The organism is Glycomyces tritici (assembly GCF_030403505.1).
Genome location: NZ_JAUEMJ010000003.1, coordinates 724,731 through 746,318 on the forward strand (window position 1 = coordinate 724,731; position 21,588 = coordinate 746,318).

Annotated in this window: 17 protein-coding genes; 9 read left to right on the forward strand and 8 right to left on the reverse strand. The window is 71.7% G+C overall.

Annotation, left to right across the window (positions count from 1 at the left end; all coding sequences use genetic code 11):
- Window positions 1-166: 166 nt before the first annotated feature.
- From dacB to sepH, 6 genes are all read right to left on the reverse strand, one after another.
- A complete protein-coding gene (gene dacB / locus QWI33_RS13625; RefSeq protein ID WP_289957686.1) occupies window positions 167-1,735 on the reverse strand; it encodes a D-alanyl-D-alanine carboxypeptidase/D-alanyl-D-alanine endopeptidase in 1,569 nt (522 codons plus the stop codon).
- A gap of 183 nt (window positions 1,736-1,918) precedes the next feature.
- Window positions 1,919-3,793, reverse strand: coding sequence for a glutamine--fructose-6-phosphate transaminase (isomerizing) (gene glmS / locus QWI33_RS13630; RefSeq protein WP_289957687.1), 1,875 nt, complete (start codon window positions 3,791-3,793; stop codon window positions 1,919-1,921).
- Window positions 3,794-4,050: 257 nt separating this feature from the next.
- The gene (locus QWI33_RS13635) at window positions 4,051-5,982 is read right to left on the reverse strand and encodes an outer membrane protein assembly factor BamB family protein (RefSeq protein WP_289957688.1); all 1,932 of its coding nucleotides are present in this window, start codon (window positions 5,980-5,982) and stop codon (window positions 4,051-4,053) included.
- 141 nt (window positions 5,983-6,123) lie between these two features.
- Window positions 6,124-6,783 (reverse strand): RNA 2',3'-cyclic phosphodiesterase, encoded by a 660-nt coding sequence (gene thpR / locus QWI33_RS13640; protein ID WP_289957689.1) that lies wholly within the window; start codon window positions 6,781-6,783, stop codon window positions 6,124-6,126.
- A 347-nt stretch (window positions 6,784-7,130) separates the two neighbouring features.
- Complete coding sequence (locus tag QWI33_RS13645; protein WP_289957690.1) at window positions 7,131-8,423, reverse strand: MFS transporter; 1,293 nt, start codon at window positions 8,421-8,423, stop codon at window positions 7,131-7,133.
- Between the two features lie 373 nt (window positions 8,424-8,796).
- Window positions 8,797-9,816: a septation protein SepH gene (gene sepH, locus QWI33_RS13650; protein ID WP_289957691.1), complete on the reverse strand. Its 1,020-nt coding sequence runs from the start codon at window positions 9,814-9,816 to the stop codon at window positions 8,797-8,799.
- A gap of 221 nt (window positions 9,817-10,037) precedes the next feature.
- Between sepH and QWI33_RS13655 the strand changes: the two genes are divergently transcribed.
- Complete coding sequence (locus QWI33_RS13655; RefSeq protein WP_289957692.1) at window positions 10,038-10,346, forward strand: DUF2530 domain-containing protein; 309 nt, start codon at window positions 10,038-10,040, stop codon at window positions 10,344-10,346.
- A 232-nt stretch (window positions 10,347-10,578) separates the two neighbouring features.
- Here the strand turns inward: QWI33_RS13655 and QWI33_RS13660 are convergent, their stop codons facing one another.
- A complete protein-coding gene (locus QWI33_RS13660; RefSeq protein ID WP_289957693.1) occupies window positions 10,579-11,358 on the reverse strand; it encodes a DUF3027 domain-containing protein in 780 nt (259 codons plus the stop codon).
- A gap of 305 nt (window positions 11,359-11,663) precedes the next feature.
- On the opposite strand from QWI33_RS13660, the gene QWI33_RS13665 reads away from it, so the two are divergent.
- The 7 genes from QWI33_RS13665 to QWI33_RS13695 all read left to right on the forward strand — a co-directional run bounded on the left by QWI33_RS13665 (window position 11,664) and on the right by QWI33_RS13695 (window position 17,692).
- Window positions 11,664-12,278: a futalosine hydrolase gene (locus QWI33_RS13665; RefSeq protein WP_289957694.1), complete on the forward strand. Its 615-nt coding sequence runs from the start codon at window positions 11,664-11,666 to the stop codon at window positions 12,276-12,278.
- 30 nt (window positions 12,279-12,308) lie between these two features.
- Window positions 12,309-13,127 (forward strand): 1,4-dihydroxy-6-naphtoate synthase, encoded by an 819-nt coding sequence (locus tag QWI33_RS13670; protein WP_353895469.1) that lies wholly within the window; start codon window positions 12,309-12,311, stop codon window positions 13,125-13,127.
- Window positions 13,128-13,240: 113 nt separating this feature from the next.
- Window positions 13,241-13,639: a cold-shock protein gene (locus tag QWI33_RS29360; RefSeq protein WP_353895454.1), complete on the forward strand. Its 399-nt coding sequence runs from the start codon at window positions 13,241-13,243 to the stop codon at window positions 13,637-13,639.
- Between the two features lie 253 nt (window positions 13,640-13,892).
- On the forward strand, window positions 13,893-14,801 hold the full coding sequence (gene larE / locus QWI33_RS13680; protein ID WP_289957696.1) for an ATP-dependent sacrificial sulfur transferase LarE: 909 nt from the start codon (window positions 13,893-13,895) through the stop codon (window positions 14,799-14,801).
- A 904-nt stretch (window positions 14,802-15,705) separates the two neighbouring features.
- Complete coding sequence (gene yidD, locus QWI33_RS29585) at window positions 15,706-16,152, forward strand: membrane protein insertion efficiency factor YidD (RefSeq protein ID WP_289957697.1); 447 nt, start codon at window positions 15,706-15,708, stop codon at window positions 16,150-16,152.
- Window positions 16,153-16,174: 22 nt separating this feature from the next.
- The gene (locus QWI33_RS13690) at window positions 16,175-16,408 is read left to right on the forward strand and encodes a hypothetical protein (protein WP_289957698.1); all 234 of its coding nucleotides are present in this window, start codon (window positions 16,175-16,177) and stop codon (window positions 16,406-16,408) included.
- A 270-nt stretch (window positions 16,409-16,678) separates the two neighbouring features.
- Entirely contained in the window at window positions 16,679-17,692 is a 1,014-nt protein-coding gene (locus tag QWI33_RS13695; RefSeq protein ID WP_289957699.1) for a hypothetical protein, read from the forward strand.
- 258 nt (window positions 17,693-17,950) lie between these two features.
- Here QWI33_RS13695 and QWI33_RS13700 read toward each other — a convergent pair whose 3' ends face one another.
- On the reverse strand, window positions 17,951-20,755 hold the full coding sequence (locus tag QWI33_RS13700) for an AfsR/SARP family transcriptional regulator (protein WP_289957700.1): 2,805 nt from the start codon (window positions 20,753-20,755) through the stop codon (window positions 17,951-17,953).
- 165 nt (window positions 20,756-20,920) lie between these two features.
- Between QWI33_RS13700 and QWI33_RS13705 the strand changes: the two genes are divergently transcribed.
- On the forward strand, window positions 20,921-21,583 hold the full coding sequence (locus QWI33_RS13705) for a hypothetical protein (protein WP_289957701.1): 663 nt from the start codon (window positions 20,921-20,923) through the stop codon (window positions 21,581-21,583).
- The last annotated feature ends 5 nt before the right edge of the window (window positions 21,584-21,588 follow it).

The following is a 21,588-nucleotide window of genomic DNA, read 5'->3' on the forward strand; positions in this document are numbered from 1 at the left end:
TGGGTCGGGAGCATACTCCCGGTACGAGAGCGAAGTGCTGCATCTTGCAGGGGCGCAGGACAACCGAAGTGGCGCCGGCACATGTACGGCGCGCACGGAGTCCGTGCGCGCCGCAGAGGATTCAATGGTTCCACGGTCGCCGACTCGGCGGCGACGCGTCCTCGCTCTAGCAGACCGCCGGTTCGTACCAGGAGCACTCGAAGCCGCCCGGGACCGCCGCGTCGGGCTCGTCCGCCGCCGCCGTCTCCGCGGACCGGGAGATCTCGGCCTCGGTGGCATCCGCGCTGTGGCTCGCGATCGCGACGGCGATCTGGTTCTCGATGTACTTCACCGAGTCGACGAGGTGGTCGTTGAGGATGATGCTGAAGACGAGCTCGCGGCCGTCGGCGTCGGTGACGTACCCGGAGAGGGCCGAGACCGAGGTCTGGGTGCCGGTCTTGGCGTGCACGTTGCCCGCGGCGGGGGTCCCGCACATGCGGCTCGCGAGGGTGCCGTCGGTGCAGGCGACGGGGAGCCCGTTGAACCAGGTGTCGTACCAGGGCTCCTGCCTGACGCCGATGAGCAGGTCGGTGACGGCCTCCGGCGTGGCCTGGTCGAAGCGGGACATGCCCGAGCCGTCGGCCTGCCGGAGCGTGGCGGTGTCCACCCCGTACCCGGCGATCGCGGCGTGGATGCCGTCTTCGCCGTCCGCGAAGGTGCCGAGCCCGGTGTTGTGGAGGGCGACGGACTTCATGAGCGATTCGGCGAGCGAGTTGTTCGACGGCTTCAGCAGGTCGGGCGTGAGCTCGAGGAGCGTCTTCGACTCGTGGAGGGCGAGCGTGCCGCCGGCCTCCTGCGGGGCGGCCTCGTGGAGGCGGACGCCGCCGGTGACGTCGATGCCGTTGTCGGCCAGGGAGTCCGCGAAGACGTCGGCGACCAGCGCGGTCGGGTCGATCACCGAGCGGCTGTAGTAGTCGGGGGTGACCCCGGCTTCGACGGTGCCGGTGACGCGGATCGTGTTGGCGTGCTCGTCGCGGTTGACGGTCAGGTCGGTCTCGGCGCCGGTGGTCGCCTCGTTGACCACGGTCACGTAGCCGTTCTCGGGGACCATGCGGATCTCGACCGGGTCGCCCTCGGCGGCGCCGCCGGTCATGAACAGGCGCGCGGTCCCCGCCCAGTGGTCGTCGCCGGAGCCGATGGTGAGCGCGGAGACCTCCGCGCCGGGGCTGTACTGGAGGTCGCCCCAAGCGACCTCCTCGGCATGGCGGACGTCGTCGAAGGCGGTGTCGTCGAGAACGAGATCGCCGTCGACGGTGGACACTCCGGCCGCCGCGAGGTCGGCGGCGAGGCGGTCGTAGTCCGCTTCGAGCATGGTCGTGTCGCCCGAGCCGCGCAGGTAGAGGTCTCCTGCGACGACGCCGTCGACGGGCCGGTCGCCGAGGATCTCGGTGGTGTACCGGAAGTCCTCGCCGAGGGTGGCGAGCGCGCCGGCCATGGTGGTGAGCTTCTGGTTGGAGCCGGGCAGCCCGCGCTGGTTCCCGTTGCGGTCGTATAGGACCTCGCCGGTGTCGGCGTCCCTGACGAGGACGCCGGCCTGGGAGTCGGTGAGGGCGGGGTCGGCGAGGATCGCGTCGATCGCGGCGGTCAGCGCTTCGCCGCCCGTCTCCTGGGCCTGCGCGACGGCGGTGGCCGCGATGGTGATGGCGCCCGCGGCGGTGACCGCCACGGCGCTCGAGATGAGGGTACGAGTCTTCATGCGCGAGAGCGTAGAACGAGGCTTTCAGCCGGTCATGGCAGGCGTTCGCACAACGTGTGCGGAATGACCGTTTTCAGGCGCAACGAAAAACGGCCGACCGGGCGTCCGCGTGCGGCTGACGCCTGCACGCGGGGCCGCCCGTATCGGCCGTTCGGTCAGATCACCGTCGTCGAGGAATCGGGGCTACTCCACGGTCACCGACTTGGCGAGGTTGCGCGGCTGGTCGATGTCGCGGCCCAGGGCCGTGGCGAGCTCGGCCGCGAACTCCTGCAGCGGCACGGCCGTGAGCAGGGGCGACAGGAGCGTCGGCGAGGCGGGGGTCTCGAACACGAAGTCCGCGTGGGCGGCGGTGATGCGGTCGCCCTCCTCGCAGATGGCGATCACCTTCGCGCCGCGCGCCTTGACCTCCTGGATGTTGGAGATGATCTTGTCGTGCAGGAGCGAGCGGCCGCGCGGGCTCGGCACGATCGCGATGACGGGCGTGCCGTCCTCGATGAGCGAGATCGGGCCGTGCTTGAGCTCGCCGGCGGCGAAGCCTTCGGCGTGCAGGTACGCGAGCTCCTTGAGCTTCAGCGCGCCTTCGAGCGCGACCGGGTAGCCGACGTGGCGGCCGATGAACAGGACCCGGTCGGTGCCGAGCGCCGCGCACTGGCGCGCCATCTCGCGGACCGGCTCGAGGTTCTCGATGACCTTCGCGATCTTGCCGGGCGCGGCCACGAGCTCGTCGAGCACCGCCGAGACCTCGTCGGCGTACTTGATGCCGCGCACCTGCGCGAGGTGCAGGCCGACCAGGTAGCAGGCGGCGAGCTGGGTGAGGAACGCCTTCGTGGACGCGACCGCGACCTCGATCCCGGCGCGCGTGTAGAGCACGGCGTCGGACTCGCGCGGGATCGTGGACCCGACGGTGTTGGAGATGGAGAGGACGCGCGCCTTCTGGTCCTTGGCGTGGCGCACGGCCATGAGCGTGTCCATGGTCTCGCCGGACTGGGAGATGGCGACGACCAGTGTGGAGCGGTCGAGCACCGGGTCGCGGTAGCGGAACTCGCTCGCGAGCTCGACCTCGCAGGGGATGCGGGTCCAGTGCTCGATGGCGTACTTGGTGACGAGCCCGGCGTGGTACGAGGTGCCGCAGGCGATGATGAAGACCTTGTCGATGTCGCGGAAGTCCTGGTCGGACATGCGGACCTCGTCGAGGACGATCTGCCCGGTCTCGTCGATGCGCCCGCGCAGGGTGTCGGCGACGGCGCCTGGCTGCTCGTTGATCTCCTTGCGCATGAAGGTCTCGAAGCCGCCCTTCTCGGCGGCGGCGATGTCCCAGTCGACGGAGAACGGCTTGCCCTCGGAGGGCGAGCCGTCGAAGCCGCGCACGGTGATGCCGGACTCGCGGTTGATCGTGACGATCTGGTCCTGGCCGAGTTCGACCGCGTCGGTCGTGTACGCGATGAACGCCGCCACGTCCGAGGCCAGGAAGTACTCGCCGTCGCCGAGGCCGACCACGAGCGGGGAGTTGCGGCGGGCGCCGACCACGGTGTCGGGGTCGTCGGCGGCCACGGCCAGGAGCGTGAAGGCGCCTTCCAGGCGCGCGCAGACGCGGGTCATGGCCTCGGTGAGGTCCCCGTCGACGGCGTACTCGCGGCCGAGGAGGTGGGCGGCGACCTCGGTGTCGGTGTCGGAGAGGAACTCGATGCCGGCCGATTCGAGCTCGGCGCGCAGCTGGCCGAAGTTCTCGATGATGCCGTTGTGGATGAGCGCGATGCGCCCGTCCGCGGAGAGGTGGGGGTGGGCGTTGCGGTCGGAGGGGACGCCGTGGGTGGCCCAGCGGGTGTGCCCGATGCCGCAGGCGGCCTCGAGCGCGCGGTCCTGCTCGGCGAGGACCGCCTCGAGATTGGCGAGCTTCCCGGCCTTCTTGTCGAACGCCAGGTAGGAGTCGGCCCCGTCGGGGTTGTAGACGAGCGCGACGCCCGCCGAGTCGTAGCCGCGGTATTCGAGACGGCGAAGGCCGTCGATCACGACGTCGACGACGCTGCGCGCCCCGACGTATCCAACGATTCCACACATGCGAAGAACCCTACAACAGTTTTGCGCATCACTCATGCTCGGATGACCTAGAACTGATCACACTGTTTGATCATTCAGGCCGTTCGCGGCCCGTTCACCGCCGGGACACTGCACGTTTTCCGAGCGCTCCGGCCCGGCCTTCGCGAGCGCCCCTCGCGATGCCCGCAGTGCGCCCGTCACGAATCACGCTCGCGACCCTCGCAGTGCGAGCACGAGGACCGCACCCGCTCCACGACTGCGCTCACGAGCGACCGCGCTCACTCCACCACGACGATGCCGCGCGTCCCGTCCTCGTCCACAAAGCTCACGGCGGCGCCGGTGCCGAGCGGGCTGAGCTGCGCGTCGTGGCACCAGTTCGCCGGGATCGGCGTGCCGTCGGCGCTCTCGGCCGCGAACGGGACCTCGCTGGCCCGGCCCTCCGTGACCTCGTACAGGCGGCATTCCGGGCGGGTCGGGTCGAGCGAGAGGTCGGCCGCGAGCATCGCCCGGTTGTCGGGGAGCACCGCCGCCCAACCGCGCGCGACCTCCGGGTCCAGCGGCGTGAAGCCCAGCCGCACCGCCCTGCGGTACAGCCGCTCGCCGGTGTCCGCGTCGTAGGCCATGACCCCGAGCCACGAGCCCTCGCGGTCCTTAGCGGTGAAGCACTCGATGATCTGCACCGTGCGTCGCTCGGACGCCGGGACCTGCGCCTTCGCCTCCCCGCCCGCGGTCACGCCCGAAGCGGCGGTCGACGTCGGCTGCGACAGGTGCAGCGTCCCGCCGCACGCCGAGGAGTTCGTGGACCCGAACGTCTGGTCCTCCACCCGCCACCGCTCGGCGCCGTCCGCGATCGCGTACGCGATGAGCTGGTGCTCGAAGCGGCGCGCGGAGAACGGGCCGTCGGTCACGCGGTGCTCGATGCGGCTGTCGAGGACGATCGAGTCCTCGGTGACGAGGAACGACTCGGGCACGACCACCGCGCCCCGCTCGATCTCCCGCTGCCAGGCGGGGGCGCCGTCGTCGAGGTCGAAGGCGAGCACGATGTCGCGGGCGACGGACCGGTCGGGCGCGGGCACGCAGTCGGCGAGCACGAGCGCGCGGCCCCCGGCGAGCTGCGCGGCGGTGCCCTCGCAGCCGTCGGGCATCGCGGCCTCCCACTCCAGGCCGCCGCCGAAGTCGTAGACGCTGAACGTCTCGCTCTTGTCCTTCGTGTAGAGCAGGCGGTCGGGGGCGAGGCCGAGGAGGACGCCGGGCGAGCCGTCGAAGTCGGCGGTGGCGACCTCGTCGCCGTCGCGGGCGCCGAGGACGCGGGTCTGGAAGTCGCCGTTGTTGTCGGCGCGGGGGCCGGTGAGCGCCACGAGGTCCTGGGCTTGGGAGAGGACCGGCGGCTGGGAGGAGAGCCAGTTCCAGCGGCGGTGGTACCAGACGGCGGCGCCGGTGGCCGGGTCGAGCATGGTGACGGCCTGCGGGGTCGGCTCGGCGGGGTGGTCGGTGCGCAGGAGCCCGTACGGGGTGTCGGTGAAGCGCCCGACCCCGGCGAGGTCGGCGAGGCTGTCGAGGCCGGGGTCGGTGGCGCTGCCGGTGGCGGCGGCGTCGCCGACGAGGACGTCCTGGTTGGCGAGTTCGGCCCAGAGCTGCATCGCGGGGGCGAGGGCGGCGGCAAGCATGACGACGATCGCGGACGCGAGCACGCCGACCTTGCGGCGCAACTGCTTCGGCGCGGGGGCGCGGCCGCCCGAGTAGCCCTCGACGACGAACTCGGAGAGGGCGAGGAGGCCGCCGCCGACGACGCCGAAGACGTACGCGAGGGCGGCGACGCCCGCGCGGTGGGTGATGAACTGGCCCGGCCCGGCCTCGGGCATCGACGAGTACACCGACCATCCGAGGACGGCGGCGACCACGGCGGCGAAGAGCGCAGCGATGATCGTCCGCAGTCCCGCGTGCGTGGCGGCGGTGGCGATGACGACGGCGACGAGCAGGACCGAGCCCACGGTGCCGATGATCATGTAGACGCCGGAGGAGCCGGAGCTCGGGCCGGTGCCGAAGGAGGCCCAGACCAGGAGCAGCGCCCAGCAGACGAGGGCGGTGATCCCTGAGGCGCGCAGGAAGACCCGGGCGAGCGGGCGCCCGGACCGGGAGGTGCCGCCGCTCTGGCCCGCCGGGGACGCGACGGTACTGGAGCGGCCGGTGCCGCTGGCGCTGTGGGACATGCCCTCTTTCTACCGGTCACGGTTGCCCGGAGCGGTGCTTTCGAGCAGATCGCGAGGCGGTTTCTCCCCGGGCGCGGGCGGCGGGTCCGGGGCGTCACCGGGCGGCGGCGGTGGTCCGCCCGCCCGGTGCCCGTTCGGGTCTCAGCCGAGGGGCGCGACGGCGACCGGAGTGTAGAGCGGCTGCACGCCCACGGGGCCCTTGCCGAAGTCGGAGCGGTAGAGCACGACCTCGCCGGCCGTCCAGCTCGGACCGTAGTAGCGGCGCAGGGTGAGCAGGTCCTGGGCGGCCTGCTGGTTGGTGACGCGGTCGCCGGGGCGGGCGAGGGTCACGTGCGGGCGGTACTGCTTCTGGTCGACGGGCAGGCCGCCGGCGATGAGCCCGGCGCGGATGCGGTGCACGAGGTCCACGAGCGCGGCGACGTCGCCGTCGAGCCCGGCGTAGACGACGGAGTACCGGCCGCGGCCGAACCTGCCGCCGCCGGAGACGCAGAGGCGCATCGGCTCGGATGCGCGTGCGGCGGCGGCGATGACCTCGGCGGTCTCGGCGCAGCGGTCGGCGGGGACCTCGCCGAGGAAGGAGAGGGTCAGGTGCCAGTTCTCGGAGCGGACGAGCCGCGTCGAGGGGGTGCGGCGGCCGATCGCGCCGGGGCGGCTGGGGGCGCCGCGGCGGGCGATGTTGAGGTCCGCGACGACTTCGGCGAGGTCGGCGACGGCGTTGTCCGGCAGCGGGAGCGCGGCGAAGAGGCGCTCGGTGCGCACTTGGGTCGCGGCCTGCGGGACCGCGGTGGCGGAGGCACTCACTGGATTCCCTCCAGGGGCTCTACTCGGGGTCAGTGACACGCGCTGCGGCGAGAGGTGTGTCGCGCGGCGCGGTCGGGGCTGTCACGATGTGACCTATCCTCGCAGCAAGCCGAGCGGTTAATTCAGTGAAATCCCACGGGACGAGACAGTAATTTCGTCGAAGTAACACTCCTGTTGACGCCTGAGACGGCGGAGGCGCAGGAGGTTACGGGTATGGAGGGAGCACTCGGACAACTCTGCGCGGCGAGGGGGTCCGCTTCTTTTCATGAAGTGGGAATCGCCTGATAAGAGTGAATGAACACTCGGCCTCGCACTCTGGCGCGAACCGCCGGTTGCGCGTGCCCCCGTCAGCCGGCCGCTTCGGGGACGCTCGCGAGCCGCGCGTTCGCCCCGACGGCCCCCGCCGCCGCGCGGCGCTTGACCTGCGCGCGCTTGGCCAGGGCCAGCGCGGCCGGCGTCGCGATGCCGACGATGCCGCCGAGCCACAGGCCCGAGCGGGCGCCGTAGACCTCCATGAACACGCCGACGATGGGCGCGAACACGGCGGTGGAGCCGAGGAAGACCAGCATATAGAGGCTCAGCACGCGTCCGCGGAAGTCGGCGCGCACGCCCATCTGGACGCGCTGGTTCGCGGCCTGCGCGTAGTAGACCATCGCGAAGCCGGTGGGCGCGAGGAGCGCCATCGCGGACCAGATGGTGGGGGCGAAGCCCACGAAGAGCGTGCCGACACCGAGCAGGCCGGCGGAGGCGAGCATCGTGTTGAGGCTGGGGCGGGTCGAGCGGCGCCCGGAGGCGAGCGACCCGGCGAGCGCGCCGACCGCGAGGGCGGTGAGCAGCAGGCCGTAGGAGTCGGCGCCGGTCTCGAACTCGGTGCGGGCGAGCATCGAGAGGGTGAGCGCGAAGTTGAAGGTGAAGCCCGAGACGAGGAGCGAGACGATGAGGACGGCGATGATGTCGGGGCGCGCGGCGGTGTAGCGCAGGGCGTCGCGGATGCCGCCGGAGGCGGCGTTGCGGCGCACCGGGTTGGAGAGGCTGCGGCGCAGCAGGACCGCGCAGGCGAGGGCGGGGCCGAGGAAGATGAGCGCGCACACGACGATGACGGTGCCGGTGGAGGTGAGCGCGATGAGCAGGCCGGCGAGCGCGGGCCCGGCGATGCGGCTCATGTTGAAGATGGCGCTGCCGAGGCCGACGGCGTTGGGGAGGGCTTCGACGTCGACGAGTTCGGAGTAGAACGCCTGGCGGGCGGGGCCTTCGATGACGGAGACGGAGCCGAAGGCGAACATGCCGACGTAGACCATCCACAGCTCGATGTGCCCGGTGAGCACGACCGCGGCGAGGCCGGCGGTGACGGTGGCCGAGGCGAGGGAGCAGAGGAGGAGGATGCGGCGCTTGTCGAAGCCGTCGGCGATCTTGCCGCCTTGGAGTCCGAAGAGGAGGAAGGGGCCGAACTGGAGGGCGAGGGTCCAGCCGAGGGCGGTGCCGGAGTTGCCGGAGAGTTCGAGCACGAGCCAGCTGATGGCGGTGGTCTGGAGCCAGAACCCGAGGGTGCCGAGCAGCTGCCCGGCGGCGTAGATGCGGAAGCCGGGGTAGGCGAGCGCGCGGAAGGTGCGCTGCAGCTGACTGATGATGACCGGGGACATTGCATGCAAGGATATCTACTTACCGGTCGGCTAGCCAGTAACCGTGATCGAGTTCTCGCAATCCGGTGGGGCGGGGCCGGGGGCAGCGAAAACGGGACGGCCCTGATGGCCCGTCCCGTGGCACGTCATGCGGGTGGCATACGGGTGGCCCCGGGTACCCGCCCAGTCCCACCTTCACCACTACCAATGAAAAGGACACCGTCTCATACGGGTACGACAAAGGCCCGCGATCGAACAGATCGCGGGCCTTCTTCGCATTTTGCCGACCTCCCGGCCATCCGGCGCTTGGCGGCGGAGCCGGGCTGCTGCTGTGGGCGGAGCCGGACTACTGCTTGCCGGCAACGCCGGGTTACTTCTTGCTGGCGGAGCCGCTCTATTTCTTGTCGGCGGAGCCGAACAGCACGTCGTCCCAGCCCGGGAGCTGGTTGCGCGGCTTCGATCCGGCCGCCGCGAGCGGCGGCGTGTTCATGTCGTCCTCGGCCGCCGAGCGCTTGCCCGGGCGCAGCACCGCGAGCGAGGGCACCTCCGGCGTCTCGCGCTGCTCCGGCGCGGACGTGCCCGGCAGGCCCAGCTGCGAGGTCCGCTTGCCGCGGCCCGCCATGTCGTCGAGCGGGCGCTCCAGCACCTCGCGCAGGCGGTCGCGCCGCAGCGGGTCCGGGTGCGAGGAGACGTCGTCGTCGCGCATCCCGTGCATCGGGTCGCGCGAAGGCCGCACCGGATCGCCCGGGCGCACCCCGAGCTCCGACATCGGCTCCTGGTGTCCGGGCATCTGCTGCGGCAGCGGCGTCGAGAGGAACTGCGCCATCTCGTCGTCCGGCGTCACCGTCTGGCGGGCGCGGTCGAGCTTCCAGCGCGCACGCGCGGTCGTCTTGCCCGACGACCACGAGGCCTGCACGAGCCACGAGCCGTCCTCGGTGCGCCAGGCGTCCCACGAGACCGCCTCGGGGTCGACCCCGTGCGTCCCGAGCTTCACATCGACCACATTGGACATGCGCTCGCCGCGCTCCGAGGTCGCCAGCCGCGAGCGGCGGGCGGCCTGGGCGAGCATCGCGCGCTCCTGGAGCACCGGCCCGGCGTAGCGCAGGACCCGGTCGACCGCGACCTGCGCGGACGCGGCAATGTCCTCGGCGCTCTCACCGGAGCGGATGCGGGTCTGGATGTCGCGGGGAGAGAGGCTGACGGCGGCGGGGCGCTGCGGCACCGGGCGACGAGAGGTCTCGGGCCGGCTCGGCGCACCCTCTACTTTGGCCCGGAGTGCGTTGCCGCCCTCGGGGACGTCGACCACCGCGGCGACACGCTCGTCGATCGGCAGCGCGAGCAGCCTCCCGAGTTCGTCGGCGAGCACCAGCGCATGACCATCCTCTGAGAGGGCTACGAACCGTACCGGCCTCATGCCTTTCCACCCCTCGCGTGTCGTCTGTCAGCGCCGCATCGCCAGCTCATCCGAGCGTACGCCCAACCCTACCGGCGGACCACAACCGGCGGGGTGCCGATAACGGATCGCCTTTGCTCCAAGGAATCCGGCGGCGCCCCGGCCCGCTCGCGTCGACACGACGTCGTTTCATGTCAGCGTGACCGATTGTCGCAGGCACTGACGCAGCGTACATTGGCAGCGTGTCCACCGACGGAACTTCCCAGCCACCGGCCTCGTCCGGCTCGTCGGCGTCCCCTCGCGAGGCCTACCAGCGCGTCAAGCGGACCCCGGAACTGCCCGCTCCCGAAGCGGTGAAACTGCGCATGATGCCGATCGCCGCGATCGGAACTCTACTGTGGGCGGTCGCGCTGGTGCTGACGCAGATCTTCCGCGAGGACCTGGCTGATTCGGGCCGCGAATGGTGGGCCGCCTGCGCCCTCGCCGGCGTGATCATCGGCCTCCTCGGCACCGCCGGCATGGCCGTGGCCGATCGGAAGCACCGAAGCTAGAACAACGTGGCGGCGTCCGTGCGGCGGAGCCAGACGCTAGAGCGAGTCTGCGGCGCACGAGGAGCGGAGCCGAACCGACGCGCGGGCGGAACGGTACGGCGAGACCGAAGCACCGCATCGCCGCAACGCGACCACGATGATGCGGTGTGGCACCATCCGGGCGATCATGCGGCGCGACACCATCCGGCCGCTCCGCGGAGGAAGCCGCCGAAGGAGGCTGGATCGCGCCGGCTCAGAGGAGCTCGGAGCCCTCGTCGTCGTAGATGACCTCGGACTTCTCCACGCCCTGCGGGGTCGTGTCGACGAACTCGCTGATCTGAGAGTGGGCGCCGCAGCCGTGGTCGGCGGAGACCACGCGGGCGTCCTCGGAGGAGTACAGGTTCGCGCAGGCCCCGAAGGCCAGGCGCATCGAGCCGGCCAGCGGCAGGAAGAACCCGCAGGTGCCGCAGCGCGCGGCGGCCGGTGCGGCCTCGGCGATCGGCGCGGTCGGGCCGCGGTCGCCGTCGTACCAGCGCTGCGCGGTCTCTGCGCGGCCTTCGCGGTTCATCACGCGTTCGCGGCCGAGGCCGAGCTCGAAGGTGATGTCCTCGACGGCGTCGTCGTCGGAGAGCTGGTAGGCGGGCATGAGGCGGTCGTCGTCGTCCTCGGTCGGGAGGACTTCGCCGGTGCCGACCTCGCCGCCCTGGAGCCGGTCGGCCCAGGGCACCCACGCGGGGGAGCGGAGCGCTTCGGGGCCGGGCAGGAGCGCGGACTCGGAGACGGTGGCGACGCGGGCGCGCGGCGCGCGGGTGAGCACGACGGCCCAGCGCCAGCCGCGGTAGCCCGAGAGGGTGCAGTCGAAGTAGTGGGTGACGACCCGTTCGGTCTCGGCTTCGACCCCCAGGTACTCACCGACTCCCTCGCCGGCCTCTTCGGCGGCCTCGCGGGCCAGGTCGAGGGCGTCGGCGAGGACCCGGTCCAGGCGCGGTTTGCGGCTGCGGGCCTTTGCGGCGGCGGTAGAGGTGTCAGGCACGCTTGCAAGCATAGGTCAGTTCGCGTCCGGACCCGGCGGACGGTGCGCCCGGCGGGGAGCGGCATGCGCCACATTCCGCCGCGGGCCGCGGGCCCATCGGCACGAGGACAGAGTCGACCTTCGACTTCGCCTCGCCGCTGGAAGGCCCACGAGGTCATCGGCGCGGGGCCGGAAGGCGGCCGCGGGGGCCGCCGGGACCCGTCCGCAGGGCCGGGTGTTCCCAGGGGCGGGGACGCGTCTGCAGGAGGCGTTCGCCACGGCTCCGGCACCGCCGCGGCCTCCGGTCGCCCGGTAGCGTTGTGGTCATGCGAATTCTCGTCGTGTGCGCGGTCCCCGAGGAAGCCCAGGCCGTCGAGGCCGGGCGCTCACTCCGCCATGAGCTGGACGTCCTCGTCTGCGGTGTCGGTCCGGCCGCCGCCGCGGCCGCCACGGCCCGGACCATCGCCGAGAACAGCCAGATGGGCCGCGCGTACGACGTGGTCGTGAACGCCGGCATCTGCGGCGCGTTCCGCGGCAGGGCCCGGATCGGCGACCTCCTCATCGCGACCGACTCGGTGGCCGCCGAGCTCGGCGTCGCCCTCCCCTCGGGCTTCCAGCCGATCGACGAGCTCGGTTTCGGCACCAACCGGATCGGCTGCAACACCGTCCTCACCGTCGCGGTCGAGGGCGTACGCGGCGAGATCCTCACCTTGGCGTCGATCACCGGCTCTGACGAACTCGCCGCGAATCTCGTCAACCGCTACCCCGACGCGATCGGGGAGGCCATGGAGGGCTTCGGTGTGGCGACGGCCGCGCAGCAGGCCGGGCTGCCGTTCGCGGAGATCCGCGGGGTCTCGAACTTCGTCGGCGACCGCGAGGTCGAGAAGTGGGACTGGGGCGCGGCCCTGAAGTCGCTCACCACCGCGATCAGGGAGCTGTAGCGCGTGGACGCATCGAGCACCGGCGCCCCGCTGCACCTGGCGCACTCGCCCTGCCCCAATGACACCTTCATCTACCACGCGTGGACCTCGGGCCTCATTGACGGCGCCCCGGCGACGCGGCTGACGTTCGCGGACATCGACGTCACCAACACCGCTTGCGCGCGCGGCGAGTTCGACGTCGCGAAGGTCTCGTACGCGGCCCTGCCGTACCTCGGCGACGAGTGGCGGCTGCTGCCGGCGGGCGGCGCTCTCGGCCGCGGGTGCGGGCCGCTCGTGCTCACCGTCGCCGGGACCTCGGTCGCCGACCTGGCCGGGAAGCGCGTGGCCGTGCCTTCGGACCGCAGCACCGCGTTCATGCTGTTCAACCTGTGGCTGCGCGATCTGGGTTCGCCGGAGGTGGCGTGGGAGGTCGTGCCGTTCGACCAGATCATGCCCGCGGTGCGGGACGGCCGCTTCGACGCCGGCCTGGTGATCCACGAGGCGCGCTTCACCTACGGCGAGTACGGACTGCGGTCCCTGGTGGACCTCGGCGAGTGGTGGGAGGGGAGCACCGGCTGCCCGATCCCGCTCGGCGCGATCGTCGCGAAGTCCCATCTGGACACCGATGCGGTCACCGCCGCGATCCGGGCCTCGCTCGACTACGCGTGGGAGCGCCCGGAGGCGAGCCGCGCCTATGTGGCCGAGCACGCGCAGGAGATGTCGGACGAGGTGTGCCGCATGCACATCGACCTGTATGTGAACGAGTTCTCGCGGGACCTCGGGGCCGAGGGCCGCTCGGCGGTCGAGCGGCTGCTGGGCGGCGCGGCCGAGCTCGGGCTGGTCCCGAAGCTGACGATCGCGATCCCGTAGGGGCGGTCGCGTAGCCGCCCGGTCACCCGAGCGTTCGATTCGGTTCATCTCGTGTCACGCTAGGCTTGACGGACTCATCAGTTCCCTGCAGACGAGAAGTTCGAGGTTCAGCGGTGCCCAGTGGTCGAGTGAAATGGTTCGACGCCGAGAAGGGATTCGGATTCGTCTCCCGCGATGACGGCGGCAAGGACGTGTTCGTGCACCGCGACGCGCTGCCCGAAGGCGTCGAGGAACTCGCCAAGGGCACCAAGGTCGAGTACAGCATCATCGACACCCGCCGCGGGGTCCAGGCGATGGGCGTACACGTCGTGGCCGCCCCGCAGGCCGGTGCGGCCGCCGCGGCGGAGACGCCGAAGCGCTCGCCCGAGGAGCTGAACAGCCTCCTGCAGGACCTCATCGGCGTGCTCGAGCAGCAGGTCATGCCGCCGCTCGCGCGCGGCCGGCGCCCGGACCGCAAGACCGGCGCGAAGATCGCCGAACTGCTCCGCGCGGTCGCAGGCGACCTCGAGTAGCGCCGGCAGCGCCCTCGCGCACGCCCGCGCCCCACGCCGAACGTCGCCTTGCGCCCTCGAGTAGCACCGGCGCAGGACCCGCCCCGCGCATTCCGCATTCCGCATTCCGCATTCCGATACCGAGCGTTGCTCTTGTCTCACTTGATGTCACACCCTGATGTCAGGGTTATAGACCGGGGGCCCATTGTTCGGAACATATCCGGAATGCCCGTTGAAAACGGGCCAGTGCGCGCGTCGGGATAGTCTCTGTGAGGTGACCTCCCAGGCTCAGGCGACTCCCCCGACGACCGACACCGCCGGTGCCGGCGCCTCCCGCGACCTCGACGGCCCGCCCGCCGAGCAGGTCGACGCCCTCCTCGGCCGCCTCGCTTCGCTGCCGTCCCTGATGGTGGCGTTCTCGGGCGGCGCCGACTCGGCGTTCCTGCTCGCGGCGGCCGTGCGGGCGCTCGGGCCCGAGCGGGTCGAGGCTGCGACCGCCGTCTCGCCCTCGCTGCCGCGCATCGAACTCGAGCGCGCCCGCGAGTTCGCGGCCGGGCTCGGGATCGCGCACCACGCCCCGGCCACCGACGAGCTCTCGCGCGAGGGCTACCGCGCCAACGCCGGAGACCGCTGCTTCTTCTGCAAGACCGAGCTGATGAGCGTCGTCGCGCCGTTGGCCGCCGAGCGCGGCATCGCCGCGGTCGCCACGGGCACGAACGCCGACGACGTGCGCGCCGGGTTCCGCCCGGGCATCCGCGCCGCCGCGAACGCCGGGGCGCTCACGCCGCTGGCCGACGCCGGGCTCAGCAAGACCGAGATCCGCGCCGCTTCGCTGTCGTGGGGTCTGCCCACTTGGGACAAGCCGGCGGCGGCCTGCCTCGCGAGCCGCATCGCGTACGGAGTGGAGGTGACGGCGGGCGGGCTCGAGCGCGTCGCCGACGCGGAGTACGCGCTGCGGCGTGCGCTCACCGAGGCCGCTATTCCGGTGCGTAACCTGCGGGTGCGCGACTTGGGCGGGGACACGGCGAAGGTCGAGATCGACGCCGAACTGGTGGCGGCGGTGGCCGGGCGGCCGGAGGTGCTCGCGGCTGTCGAGGGCTTCGCCGAGGTGCGCCTGGACGAGCAGGGGTTCCGGTCCGGTGCGATGAACGAACTGCTGCCGGATCCCGAGCGCTACCGCTGAGCCGCGAGTCCGGGAGGACTGTTCAGGTTTGCCGCGAGGATTATCGGGATATTCCGGATATGTTCCGCACGATGGGCCCCCGGTCTATAACCCTGACATCAGAGTGTGACAGCAAGTGAGACAAGAGTAACGCTCGGTATTGCTACCGCGGCGCGGTGGGGTGCAGAGCCGCGAGTGAGCGATGCAGCTACTGGCCGCGAGTGCGGCGCGAGGCCGTGAGGCGCGGGGCCGTGAGGCGCGGGGCCGCAAGTGGGTGGCGCGACTACCGGCCGCCAGTGCGGCGCGAGGCCGTGAGGCGCGGGGCCGCAAGTGGGTGGCGCGACTACCGGCCGCGAACGCGGTGCAGTGGGCGCATGGCCGCGAGTGGGTGGCGCGACCACTGGACGCAAGTGCGGTGCGAGGCCATTGGATGCGAAGCCGCGGGTGGGTGATGCGACTACCGGCCGCGAGTGAGTGCCGCTGGATTCGGGGCGCTTCTGCGGCGGAGAAGTACCCGGTGAGACGGGCCAGCGGCGATCGTCAGTGGAGGATGAGTCCGAAGATCCGCCTCACCGGGTCCATAACCCCTCGGGAACCCCTCATTCCCCGAGGCCCCCCACCGTGGGACATGAGGCTGAGCGCGCCCTGAACCGTCCCTGGCAATTCCCTGATATAGGGGTGTTCACCTCATAACGGGCGGTGTATCTGCATCTATGCCGGAGCCCGCCTAACCATCCCTAATCGACACTCGATCGGTCCTCCTCGCTCGCATTCCCGACGCTTCGGCCACTCGATCGGTCTCCCTCGCTCATCTACGCCGCTTCGGCAACTCCATCGGTCTCCCCCTCGTACACTCCCGCCACTTTGGCCACTCCTTCCCCTCGGTCGGTCGCTGCCGAGCCCGGTCGACGTGTAGAACGGTCCTGTGGAGGTTTCGGGCTGCGCCAGCGCCTACCAGCCGGGGTGCTCGGCCGGCTGCGGCGAGCCGCTGGGCGCGGCCTGCGGTCCCGGCGGTCCCTGCAATGCGTGCGCGGCGGCGTGCGGCGGGGCGACCGATCCCGGGCCGTTCCATTCGTTCGCGTTGGCGCTCTTCGGTTTCGGTCGGCTCACGCCCGAGCGTCTGGCCACCGCGCGGGAGCGGCATCGGCCCGGTCCCCGGCGGTTCGGGCTGCGGCTGATCGCGGGCTACCGGCGGCGGCTCTCGCCGCGCGTGCAGGTAGAGTGCCGGTTCGTGCCGACCTGTTCGGGCTACGGCTACCGGGCCGTCTCCCGGTACGGCCTGTGGGTCGGCGGGCGGCTCGCGCTCGGGCGGGTACTGCGCTGCCGGCCGGGCGTGACGCCCGGCACCCTTGATCGGGTGCCCGTCCGCTGAGGGGCCCGATAAAATCCAGCGCATGAGTGACTCGAACATCGCCAGCCGCCGGTCCGACAACGCGGGCCGCGACGCGGAGAAGACCCGCAGCCGCGCCGTCAAGCCCGGACACCTGGAGGTCGGTGAGTTCACGTCCGGCCACATCGGCGCCTCCTCGCCGTTCGGCACGTCGGCGTTCCCGCTGCCCGCCCGCACCGTCTACTACGAGCACTCCGGTCCGGTCGCCACGCGCGTCCTGGAGGACGAACGCCACTAGTGCGGCCTGTCGCACCGATTGCCAAGCCGTGCTCGCCTACGGGATTGAAGAACGGTAATGGTTCGCTAACGAAACCGCTCTTGACAGGGCGGGAATACTAGGGATTAGTTTCGGATCCCTGAAACCGGGGCGGGTACGGCACCCGTCCCGGTTTAATGTCCGGTCCGCCTATTCACGCGATGCGGCGCAGGCCGCTGGCACCTTCCGTGGGCCCCTCGGGGGCAAAACCTGAGGGCGACAGGCGCGGCGGGTGCCGGATACGATCGATCCATGACGTACCCCCCGCAAGACCCCGCCGGGCAGCCCGGCGGCCAGTACGGGCCTTCCCAGCCCGGCGCCCAGCCGCCCGCGGGAGGCTACGCCCCCGGGCAGGTCGGCGGCGACGCCTACGCGACCTCGCAGTACTCCGCGCAGCCCCAGTACCCGGGCCAGCCCGACCCCCATGCCCAGTACCCGCAGTACGACCCGGCCGCCGGCCAGCAGCTCCCGTACCAGCAGTACGGCGCGCCGCCGGTGCAGCCGAACACCAAGAGCGGTGCGAGCACCGCGTTTCTCGTCATCGGCGTCGTCCTGCTCATGGCGCTCGGTGCGCTCGGCGGGTACTTCCTCCTCGGTAACGACGACGACGAAGGCAGCATCACCGCCGGGGACGACTCCGCGACCGCCGACAACACGCCCGGCGGCGGCGATGGCGAGATCGAGAGCGAGAGCGAGGGCGAGGGCGAGGGCGGCGAGGAGCCGGAGGCTCCGGCCGGACCCTCGGGGACGCACCTGGAAGTGCCCGCGCTCGGCTCGGTCACGCCGATCCCCGGCGAGGGCTGGGGCCCGTACTTCGGGCCCGGTGAGGCGTACGGCCTGCTGGACGATGCCGAGGGCTACTTCCTGCCTCACGGCAACGAGTGGATCTCCTTCTTCGGGGTCGGCGTGTACAACGGCGCCGTGGCCCCGTACGACGCGACCGACCTGAACGCGAGCGCGGCCGCCGCCGCGGAGACGTGGCTGGCGGACGGATTCGACACCGTCACGGGCTACCAGATGAGCGAGATCGTGTACACCGAGGTCGAAGTGGACGGTCGCCCGGGCGTGCTCGCCGAATGGCGCAACTCCTGGACCGAGTCGCCTGACACCGAGGACCTGTTCGAGGACACCGCGATCGTGGTCGTAGACGTGGACGGCGTGAACGGCTTCATCGGCCTCGCCAGCGTCTCGGAGTCGGCCGAGTCCCTGTACGGCCCGGCGGTCGAGGCGCTCCTGGCGACCGACTTCGACGCCGACACCGCCTGAGCGGTGAATTCTTCGAGGGCCGCGCCTACGGGTGCGGCCCTTCGTCGTCCGGTCTTACCTGCGGTCCGGAACCTGGTCCGAGGCGTGTTTTCGGTTGCGGCCCTTCGTCCAGGCCGTGCTTCGGTTGCGGCCCTTCGTCCAGGCCGTGCCTCGGTTGCGGCCCTTCGTCCAGGCCGTGCCTCGGTTGCGGCGCTTCCTCTTCCATGCCTCGCCCGCCGGTGCGGCCTGGGTCGTCCTGAGGTTCGCGGCGCTTCGGCCTCAGGCGGCCCTTCCGGCGATCTTCGCCCGGACCCGGCCGAGTTCGAAGCTCGTGCGGTACTCGGCGTAGACGCGTTCGGCCTCGCGCCATTCGGCGAGGGCCGCGGCGGTGTCGCCGCGGGTGTCGTGCACGTCGCCGGTGAACTCCCGCGCAAAGGCCGCACTCTGCGGAATCGCCAGCTCGACATAGAACTTCTCAGCGAGCGCGTACTCACTGAACGCCTCCTCGAAACGGCCTTCACAATGAGCGATGCGACCGAAACCTAGGCGGGCGGCCGCCATGCCCAAGGGCACGCCGTGCGCCTCGGCGGCGGCGAGCAGGTCTTGGAAGAGCACGCGGGCCTCCTCGATCTCGCCCAGCGGCACGCTGTGCCAGGCGACGATCCAGGTCGCGACGAACGTCCAGTGCAGGTCGCCGGCCGCCTCGAAATGGGCGAGCGCCTTTCGGCCGAACGCCACCGCATCGGCGTCGTCGCCGATGCGGTTGGCCTGCAAGCACCACGCGTAGCAGATGAAGCCCTTCGCCCACGGCTGCTGCAGCCGGTCCGCCATGGCCATGGCCCGTTCGAGCAGCTCCTCGGCCGCCTCCCGGTCGCCCTGCAGCATCCGGGCGGCGGCGAGGTACCCGAGGGAGACCACTTGGCCGAAGCCGTCGCCGCAGCGCTCGGCCGCCGCGAGCGCGACCGTCTGGGTCTCGTACAGGTCGTCGCCGTGGCTGACCTCGATCATGTACGAGGCCATGCACCAGGACAGACGCCAGAGGCTGGTGTCGCCGCCGGGTGCGGGATCGCGACGGAACAGGCCGCACATGACCTCGTATTCGCTCGAGAACCAGGCCAGGGCCTCCTGCGCCGTGGCGATGGGCTCGGGCACCAGGCCGTCGCCGGGCTCGCCGATGTCGACGCCCGCGCCGCGCACTCCGATGAGCCGGTCGGCCGCGTTCGCGGAGTGCACGAAGTAGTCGACCAGGCGCGCTTCGGCCGCACGGCGGTCGGGTTCGGCGACCTCGTCGCGGAAGCGTTCGGCCGCATAGGAACGCAGGAGGTCGTGCATGGTGTACCGCCCCACGCCGGGCTGGTCGGCGAGGTGCACGTCGACGAGTTCGGCGAGCGCCTCCTCCGCGTCGCCCACCGGGACCTGCATCATGCTGGCCATCGCCGGGACGGTCAGGTCCGGGCCGGGATGGAGGCCGAAGAGGCGGAAGGCGCGCGCCGCGCGGGAGCCGAGCGCCTGGTACGAGCAGGCGAAGACCGATCGCGGGTCGGAGGCGGGGTCGGAGGAGGCGAGGACCCTGAACACGTTCGTGGTCGTCTCGAGCCGGTCCGCGAGCGATGCCAGGGAGAACTGCGGGTGGGCGGCGGCCCACGCGCCGATCAAGGTGAGCGCCAGGGGCAGGCGGCCGCATGACGCGGCGATGCGCAGCACCGCGCGCTCCTCCTCCAGGGCGCGGTCCATGCCGATGCGGCGCACCAGGAGTGCCCAGCCTTCGGCGTCGGAGAGCAGTTCGAGCGGCACGATGTCGGCGCCTTCGGTGGCGTCGAGCCCGGTGAGGCGGTCGCGGCTGGTGACGAGGGTGAACGAGCCGGGCGCGACCGGTAGGAGCGGGCGCACTTGGGCGGCGTCTCTGGCGTTGTCGAGTACGACGAGGACGCTGCGCCCGGCGAGCACCGTGCGGTACAGGCCGATGCGCTCGTCGATCCCGGCCGGGAGCTGGTGGGCGTCGACGCCGAGTGCGACGAGCGCCTCGCCGAGGACGGTGCTCGGGTCGGCCCCGGGCGCGAGCGGGTCGAAGCCGCGCAGGTTGAAGTACAGCTGCCCGTCCGGGAATCGGTGGGCGACCCGGTGCGCCCAGGAGACGGCGAGGGCGGTCTTGCCGACGCCGCCCATGCCGGCGACGACGGCGAGTCCGGCCGTGCCCGCTGCGGCGTCGAGCAGTCCGTCGAGGACCCGCATCTGGTCGGTGCGGCCGGTGAAGCGGGTGTTGGCGCGCGGGAGCATCGCGGGGATGCGGCGCGGGAACGGCGGTTCGGGGGCGAGCAGCGGCGCGCCCAGGCCGGTGGCGGGCGGACCTTCGCGGAGGATCGCGGCGTTGAGGTCGCGCAGCGCGGGGTCGGGGTCGGCGCCGAGCTCGTCGGCGAGGCGTTCCTTCAGCGCCGCATACGCTTCGAGTGCTTCGGCGGTGCGTCCGGAGAGGTGGAGGGCGCGCATGAGGAGTGCGGTGAAGCGCTGTCGGGTGCCGTGGACGGCGACGATCTGGCGTAGTTCGTCGACGACCTCGGCGGCGCGGCCGAGCTCGAGGTCGAGGTCGACGCGGCGGTCGAGGAGGGCCAGGCGGTGCTCGTCGTAGCGGCGGCGCATCGCGTCGACGGTGACCCCGGAGAGGTTGGCGAGGGCGGGGCCGCGCCATTCGCCGAGCGCTTCGCGGAGCGCGGCGACGGCGTCATCGAGTCGGCCTTCCATGCGCAGGGCGCGGGCGCGGTCCTCGTTGCCCTTGCAGCGCAATGCGTCCAGTTCGTCGGCGCCGATGGTGAGCCGGTAGGCGCGGCCGACGGTCTCGACGCGGTCGCGGGCGGCCCCGAGCTTGCGGCGCAGCACGCCGATGGTGTTCTGCACCTGCGTCTCGGGGTCCTGCGGGATGTCGACGCCGTAGACCGCGCGCACGATGTTCTCGAGCGGGACCACGCTGTTCGCCTCGTCGAGGAGGATCGCGAACACCGTCGCGGTGTTGCCGCGGGGGATCGCGACGGGCGTGCCGTCCACTCGGATTTCAAGGGGCCCGAGCAGGCGCACGTCGAGGTGGGGCATGTGGTTCCGCCTTCACTCAGACCGGGACAGGGTCCCCCAGTGTCCCACAACGGCATAAGTGACGCATTCCTCGAAGTCCCGGCGGCGGGGGCATGACCGATCGGTGACCGATCCGTGAGCGCCGTGGGGACGATGCCGTTGACCAGCGCTTGAGGAGGAAAACCGATGAACCGGATCGAGATCCCCGAGGACTACGAGGACCGTCTCGCCGCCGGACGCCACGCCGCCGCCCGGCTCCCCGCCGGGGCGGTGCGCGAGGGCGTCGACCGCGCCTTGGACGCGGCTCCGAGCCGGGACCGGTACGAGCAGGCGGCGGACCTCGCCGAGCGGGCCGAGTCGCTCACCGAGGAGCTGATGCGGCGCGGCTTCGACGGCACCGACGCCGACCGGGTGGCGTGGCTGCGCCTGGACTACCTGGGGCGCTTGCAGTCGCTGGCGTTGAGTCCGACGATCGACCGGTTGAGCAATCCGGCGGTGGCCGACGCGATCCAGGCGGCGTGGACGGCTGCGGAGGCGGCCCGCTCGGAGTACGTGCTGCTCCTCGAGCGGGCCCATGCCGACCTCGTCGCGGCCCGCGTGCCCGACCGGGCCGGCGACGAGCTGCGCGACCGCATCGCCCGCAGCGCGCATGAGCGCTTCTCCCACACCACGGACGACGACCTCTGCTCGGCGGAGGTCAACGTGGAGGGGCGGTTGACGGGGTTCAAGTTCCTGGTGCCCAACGCCACGCTCGACACCGAGTGCGAGGAGCTGTCGGTCCAGGCGACGGCCACCGTCCAAGCGGCGCAGGCGAAGGCGGTGGAGCGCCTGGGAGAGCTCCTCGCGTAGGGCGC

What these genes read in the sequence shown, in the direction of transcription:
- sepH (WP_289957691.1), bottom strand. Translation starts at nt 9,816, where the DNA reads ATGAGGCCGGTACGGTTCGTAGCCCTCTCAGAGGATGGTCATGCGCTG.
- QWI33_RS13635 (WP_289957688.1), bottom strand. Translation starts at nt 5,982, where the DNA reads ATGTCCCACAGCGCCAGCGGCACCGGCCGCTCCAGTACCGTCGCGTCC.
- QWI33_RS13645 (WP_289957690.1), bottom strand. Translation starts at nt 8,423, where the DNA reads ATGTCCCCGGTCATCATCAGTCAGCTGCAGCGCACCTTCCGCGCGCTC.
- QWI33_RS13705 (WP_289957701.1), top strand. Translation starts at nt 20,921, where the DNA reads ATGAACCGGATCGAGATCCCCGAGGACTACGAGGACCGTCTCGCCGCC.
- QWI33_RS13695 (WP_289957699.1), top strand. Translation starts at nt 16,679, where the DNA reads ATGACGTACCCCCCGCAAGACCCCGCCGGGCAGCCCGGCGGCCAGTAC.
- QWI33_RS13700 (WP_289957700.1), bottom strand. Translation starts at nt 20,755, where the DNA reads ATGCCCCACCTCGACGTGCGCCTGCTCGGGCCCCTTGAAATCCGAGTG.
- QWI33_RS13665 (WP_289957694.1), top strand. Translation starts at nt 11,664, where the DNA reads ATGCGAATTCTCGTCGTGTGCGCGGTCCCCGAGGAAGCCCAGGCCGTC.
- QWI33_RS13690 (WP_289957698.1), top strand. Translation starts at nt 16,175, where the DNA reads ATGAGTGACTCGAACATCGCCAGCCGCCGGTCCGACAACGCGGGCCGC.
- dacB (WP_289957686.1), bottom strand. Translation starts at nt 1,735, where the DNA reads ATGAAGACTCGTACCCTCATCTCGAGCGCCGTGGCGGTCACCGCCGCG.
- glmS (WP_289957687.1), bottom strand. Translation starts at nt 3,793, where the DNA reads ATGTGTGGAATCGTTGGATACGTCGGGGCGCGCAGCGTCGTCGACGTC.